9 protein-coding genes are annotated in these 5,842 nt (G+C 40.1%); 2 read left to right on the top strand and 7 right to left on the bottom strand.

Annotated elements, in window-relative coordinates:
* Nucleotides 1-27: 27 nt before the first annotated feature.
* From LD028_RS01725 to LD028_RS01715, 3 genes are all read right to left on the bottom strand, one after another.
* Complete coding sequence (locus LD028_RS01725; RefSeq protein ID WP_035020626.1) at nt 28-351, bottom strand: YuiB family protein; 324 nt, start codon at nt 349-351, stop codon at nt 28-30.
* A gap of 56 nt (nt 352-407) precedes the next feature.
* Nucleotides 408-536, bottom strand: coding sequence for a YuiA family protein (locus tag LD028_RS01720; RefSeq protein ID WP_006322188.1), 129 nt, complete (start codon nt 534-536; stop codon nt 408-410).
* Between the two features lie 93 nt (nt 537-629).
* Entirely contained in the window at nt 630-1,856 is a 1,227-nt protein-coding gene (locus tag LD028_RS01715) for an NAD(P)/FAD-dependent oxidoreductase (RefSeq protein WP_237810721.1), read from the bottom strand.
* Between the two features lie 293 nt (nt 1,857-2,149).
* Between LD028_RS01715 and LD028_RS01710 the strand changes: the two genes are divergently transcribed.
* Complete coding sequence (locus LD028_RS01710; protein WP_237810720.1) at nt 2,150-3,145, top strand: NAD(P)/FAD-dependent oxidoreductase; 996 nt, start codon at nt 2,150-2,152, stop codon at nt 3,143-3,145.
* Nucleotides 3,146-3,160: 15 nt separating this feature from the next.
* Here the strand turns inward: LD028_RS01710 and LD028_RS01705 are convergent, their stop codons facing one another.
* Genes LD028_RS01705 through dapF form a run of 3 tightly spaced genes read right to left on the bottom strand, consistent with a single transcriptional unit; the run spans nt 3,161 to nt 4,733 of the window.
* Nucleotides 3,161-3,493: a LapA family protein gene (locus LD028_RS01705; protein ID WP_237810719.1), complete on the bottom strand. Its 333-nt coding sequence runs from the start codon at nt 3,491-3,493 to the stop codon at nt 3,161-3,163.
* Nucleotides 3,494-3,499: 6 nt separating this feature from the next.
* A complete protein-coding gene (locus LD028_RS01700; protein WP_077429584.1) occupies nt 3,500-3,862 on the bottom strand; it encodes a HesB/IscA family protein in 363 nt (120 codons plus the stop codon).
* Between the two features lie 16 nt (nt 3,863-3,878).
* Complete coding sequence (gene dapF, locus LD028_RS01695; protein WP_077429583.1) at nt 3,879-4,733, bottom strand: diaminopimelate epimerase; 855 nt, start codon at nt 4,731-4,733, stop codon at nt 3,879-3,881.
* A gap of 146 nt (nt 4,734-4,879) precedes the next feature.
* Between dapF and LD028_RS01690 the strand changes: the two genes are divergently transcribed.
* Complete coding sequence (locus LD028_RS01690) at nt 4,880-5,563, top strand: DUF2225 domain-containing protein (protein ID WP_237810718.1); 684 nt, start codon at nt 4,880-4,882, stop codon at nt 5,561-5,563.
* On the opposite strand, the gene LD028_RS01685 is transcribed toward LD028_RS01690, so the two are convergent.
* On the bottom strand, nt 5,459-5,842 hold a 384-nt coding region (locus tag LD028_RS01685), incomplete at its 5' end, for a transposase (protein ID WP_237810717.1). The genes LD028_RS01690 and LD028_RS01685 overlap by 105 nt on opposite strands.

Genomic DNA, 5,842 nt, shown 5'->3' with positions numbered 1-5,842 from the left:
AAAAAAAACCTCCACGATTGTGAAGGCTTAAAACATCCGATATCCTTTTTTTCTCAGCGTCTGGATAACGACACCTGAGACAATAGCACCAACAATACCGCTACTTAAAATAATTAAATCGGCGCTTGCTAATGATTCGATTCGCTCTTTCACATGGGCGAGCGAAGCGGATGGACTTGTCACGTAGTCCATTACAGAAATTTGATCAATCCACAATAATAAAACAAATGGACTTAATATCGCCATCGTCCACGTCGTCCGCAAAATCATATTTAATAAAAACCCGATACCGAAAAATAAAACGAAAAACAATAAAACAGAAATGAATAAAACCGGGATGCTCATCTCCATACGTTTCACCTCCAATACACCATTTTTAGTGTACTGAAAGCGAAAACATCAGTCAATTATTGCTTCATGACTACTTCATCTTTCGCTACACCTGTTCCCTCACAATAATGGCATGTTTCAGACCCACCAACCGCAACATGAACATAACCGTTTCCTGCACAATATTGACACGTTGTCTTATTCATAATCCCTCTCCTTTTTCTTAATTTTCTGATAATTATATATAAAAATCAATGATTTGTAAAGGAAAAACGAGCGAAAAATTTCTTCGCTCGTTTTTATAGTAATTTAAATTTTCCTTTTTTCGCAACGAGTGTTGGGCCACCGATTAAGTAAAGGGCACGGTTGTCAATCACTTTTTTCATCACACTCGCCTTTGTGCCCCAAATTTTCTTACCGAACACAACCCCGATGGCATCATCGTGACCAAGCGAACATACCGTTCCTTTTAAGTCTGGTTTAAACGGCTGTAGTTCACCCTGTCCACGAATTAATACAGCTAAGTTTTTCGCGCAAACTTCCCCTTGTTGCATTGCAATTTGGGCAGTTGGCGGGTATGGACGGTTCGTTTCTTCGTTAATGATTAACGCACAGTCCCCGACAACAAATACATCTTCATGTCCTGGGGCACGCAAGAAAGGATCGACTTTGACACGACCTCGCATCGCTTCAAAGCCCGATTCGTCAATGACGCGACTTCCACGTACTCCAGCCGCCCATACAACTGTTCCTGCTTTAATTTCTTCAACTTGGTCATCTTTGCTAACAATAATACCTTCTGGCGTACATTCTTTAATCGCTGTCCCAATTTTAAATTCGACACCTTTTTTCTCAAGCACATTTACCGCATATTCAACAAGTTCTGGGTCAAAGCCCGGAAGAACTGTAGGCGCTGCCTCCACGCAAATGATACGCACTTTATTTGGATCCACATCATACTCACGGCAAAGTTCTGGCACGCGGTTTACGAGCTCCCCTAAAAATTCGATACCTGTAAACCCTGCACCACCAACTACAATCGTCAAACGCTCATCGCGTTTTTCCTCTTCTGTGCTATATGTCGCAAACTGATACTCAATATGTTCGCGAATTTGGCGAGCCGCGTTAACGTTGGCAATTGAAAAAGCATACTCTTTTAGTCCTTTAATGCCAAACGTTTCAGATTCAAATCCAAGCGCAACAACTAAATAATCATATGTTAACGGCTCATGATTTTGAAGCAGCACTTCCTTTTGCTCAAGGTTGATTTTTTCAACCGTATCTTGAATGAATTTCACTTTGCTTTGGTCGATGACGTCAGCAATCGCATAGCGAACGCGCTCATGATGTAACGTTCCTGCTGCCGCCTCATGCAACCAAGTTGACTCGTAATGATAATCATGTTTGTTGACAAGCGTAATGCTTGCTTCGTTGACGCCAATCATTTTTTGTAAACGCGTCACTGTCATCAATCCACCATAACCTGCACCTAATACAACAACATTTGGCTTCTTCAAGCGAATCACTTCCACCTTTTCTTATTTTTTTTAGCTTGCGCTTTTTGAACGATTTTTATCGTTTAGAAAGTTTGTGAATTTATTCACGAAATAGACCAAAAAAATACAACGTTTTGTAACAAAGTTGTCATTTCTACGTTAACATCTTATTCTTTTTTTCTCTCTTTTTCAAGAGTTATTTGTTCAATTTTTAGTCATAATTTTTGTCGAGTTCATGTCGAAATTTTCAAAACAACAAAAGCGTTTACCCATTTTTTATGGTATGATAATACATGAAAATTTGCGTTTTAGGAGGAATGAACGTGAAAGAAGATCAAAAATTATACGATATTACCATTATCGGCGGTGGACCTGTCGGCTTATTTACAGCGTTTTACGGCGGCATGCGTCAAGCGAGCGTCAAAATTATCGAGAGTCTTCCGCAACTCGGTGGACAACTTTCTGCACTTTACCCTGAAAAATACATATATGACGTAGCGGGCTTCCCGAAAATTCGCGCCCAACAACTCATTGACAACTTGAAAGAACAAATGAGCAAATTTAACCCGACCGTTTGCTTAGAACAGTCTGTCGAGAAGTTAGAAAAATTGGAAGATGGGACATTTAAACTAACGACAAATAAAGAAATTCATTATTCAAAAGCGGTCATCATTACTGCTGGAAACGGTGCATTTCAGCCTCGGCGTTTAGAGCTCGAAAGCGCGACACAATATGAAGGTAAAAACTTACATTACTTCATTGACGATTTGAATAAATTTGCAGGTCAAAATGTGCTTGTATGCGGTGGTGGTGACTCTGCAGTTGACTGGGCGCTTATGCTTGAACCGATTGCTAAAAAAGTAACGATCGTGCATCGACGCGATAAATTCCGCGCTCACGAACATAGCGTTGAAAATTTAATGAACTCATCCGTTGATGTAAAAACACCGTTCGTTCCTGTCGAATTGATTGGAGATGAAAACGGTATCAAACAAGTCGTTTTAGAAGAAGTAAAAACAAAAACGCGTGAAACGATTGACGTTGACGCAGTCATTGTTAACTACGGCTTCATTTCTTCCCTTGGCCCAATTAAAGAATGGGGATTAGAGATTGAGAAAAACTCGATTAAAGTAAATTCCAAAATGGAAACAAACATTCCAGGGGTATATGCGGCCGGCGATATTTGCACATACGAAGGAAAAGTGAAATTAATTGCTTGCGGATTTGGTGAAGCACCAACAGCAGTTAACAATGCGAAGTCATACATCGATCCAAACGCAAAAGTACAACCACTTCATTCTACATCGATGTTTGAGTAATTCGAAGCCCCTCTCTTAAGGGAGGGGCTTCGAATGATCATTTTCATTCGTCACATTTTCAATCGTAGTAGCTACTTCCTCCTCCGGTAAAGAGGCTCGCAACTGCTCCATTTCTTTTTCTAACTTTTTTGTATAATTTCGCATCTTTACAAACTTCCATCCACCAACAAGAAAAACGATGAGAGCCCCCAGTGTAACAGAGCCTAATATGACAATCACTAATGGTGTCTCAAAATAGCCGACGATATAATTCACTTCTACATTTTGAATATTTGCGATAGAAAATAGCGCCACTAGCAATGCAAATATAAGCCCTAAAATAATATTTCTTTGTCCTTTCACATTCATCCCTCCCTAACATTCCTCTGGAGTACCAGCATGAGTCGCTGTACGGAACGATGAACCGCAACCACATGAAGCAATAGCGTTCGGATTATGAATCGTAAATCCGCCCCCCATCGCTCCTTGTTCATAATCAATCGTCGTTCCTTTTAATACAAGTGCACTTTCTTTATCGACTAATATGCGCAAACCGTCTTTCTCAAACTCATGATCATCTTCACGTTTGTTGTGATCAAATCCCATCGCATAAGATAATCCACTACATCCCCCACCATACACACCGACACGAAAATAAGCGTTTTCTTCTCCGCTTTCTTTCATCATCTGTTTCACTTGCTTCACTGCTTTTTCGGTTAACAAAACGATTTGTTCCATTCGATATCACTCCTTTTTAATAGTAGTATACACCTGTACAAATAGTTTCAGCTGCCCCTCGCATCAACACATCACCATTTTCTTTCCACGTAATGTACAAATCTCCACCAGCTAAATGGACAACAATTTCTTCGTTTCGCTTCGTTTTTCCGTTTAATACGGATGCCACAACCGCTGCACAAGCCCCTGTACCACATGCTTGCGTCACACCGGAACCTCTCTCCCACACACGAAAATGAAGTTCGCGGTCGTTCACCACTTCTACAAACTCTACATTAATTCCTTCTGGAAAACGCTCATCTTTTTCAACAATCGGTCCAAGAGAAGTGACGGGAGCATCCTCGATTTGATCCACATAAAACACAGCATGAGGATTCCCCATCGATACACCTGTCATATAATACGTATGCCCTTCAAATTCGATCGGTTCACTAACGACAATATCATCCTCTTTTCCTATCATCGGTATTTCAACACGAGATAAACGAGGTTTTCCCATATTTACTTCTACACTATTGACCTTCCCATCTTCAACAAACACACGAGCTTCTACAAGACCTGATAACGTTTCAATGAGAAACTGTTCCTCCTGAACAATTCCGTGTTCATATGCATATTTCGCTACACACCTCAACCCGTTGCCACAGTTTTTTCCTTCCGATCCATCGCTATTAAAAATACGCATTTTCACTGGAGCTACATCGGACGGACAAATTAAAATAAGCCCATCTGAACCAATTCCCGTATGCACATTTGACACACGTTTTGCAATATGTGATAGCTCCTCCTCTGCTAAATGCTCTGTAAACATATTGACATAAATATAGCTATTCCCTAAGCCGTGCATTTTCGCAAATGAAAAATGTCTCATATTGTCCCTCCGCGTATCCGTTTAATAAAACTATACATCGTCATCATAACCGTGACAACTTTTTTTACAAATACATAAAAAGTCACAGGCAACACGAACATCGTATAGTATAATATGACTATCAACTATACGAGGTAGGGAACATAATGGATGTCTTATACGATCGTACCGTTACATGTCTTGTTTGCAAACAAACATATACAACGAAAAAAGTTCGTTCACGTTTCATTCGCCCAATCCAACACGACACTGACTTTTGTTCATATTATGCAAACGAAGAAGCGAATCCGTTTTTATATTACGTCCATGTTTGTCCACACTGTGGATTTGCGGCAACAGAGGAATTTTCAACATATTTCCCACCACAAACATTGGAAACAATCCAACAAAATATTTGCGCCAATTGGCGTGGGAAAAACTACGGTAGGGCGCGAACATTTGCTGAAGCGATTGATACATATAAACTCGGCATTTATTCTGCCACATTGAAAAAAGAAAAACATATTGCACTTGCTGGACTTTATATGCGTCTCGCATGGTTGCATCGTTCAAAACAACAACATGAAGAAGAACAGCGGTTCATGCGCCTAGCACTTGAACAGTATATCGCTTCTTATGAAACGGATGATTTTATTCATACACATATGTCGGAAGTGCGTTTATTGTATTTAATCGGCGAATTGTACCGCAGGCTAGGAAAAGAAAAACAAGCGATTATTTACTTTTCACGTGTGATTGCACGAAAAAAAGAAACAATTGAAAAAGGAATCGTCAACATGGCTTACGACCGTTGGCAAGAAATTCGTGAAGAAAAAAAGGGGGCACAATAGCCCCCTCAGACTGTTGACAAAATGGTTGGAAGACACCTGTCTTTCAAACATTTTGTTCCATTTTGGCATTTGTCTCCCTTGATGAACCGACGAAAATAACGACATACATAATTGAAAAAGAGGAGAGATGCCCATTCTCCATAGGCAGTTTGCTAATTTCTTTAAATTCATCGCAGCACAAACAAGCATCGCCTGCATCTGGTTTCTTTCCAATCCACGGTAATTTGTCCAGCGCAGACCATGCTTCTCTTTCAAATCTGCAAAATTTCGTTCGATTGT

The sequence above is a fragment of the Anoxybacillus sp. LAT27 genome (genome assembly GCF_022030075.1).
GTDB lineage: Bacteria > Bacillota > Bacilli > Bacillales > Anoxybacillaceae > Anoxybacillus > Anoxybacillus kestanbolensis.
The sequence above is the reverse complement of the archived record's forward strand: the minus strand, read 5'-3'. Positions and strand labels throughout refer to the sequence as shown.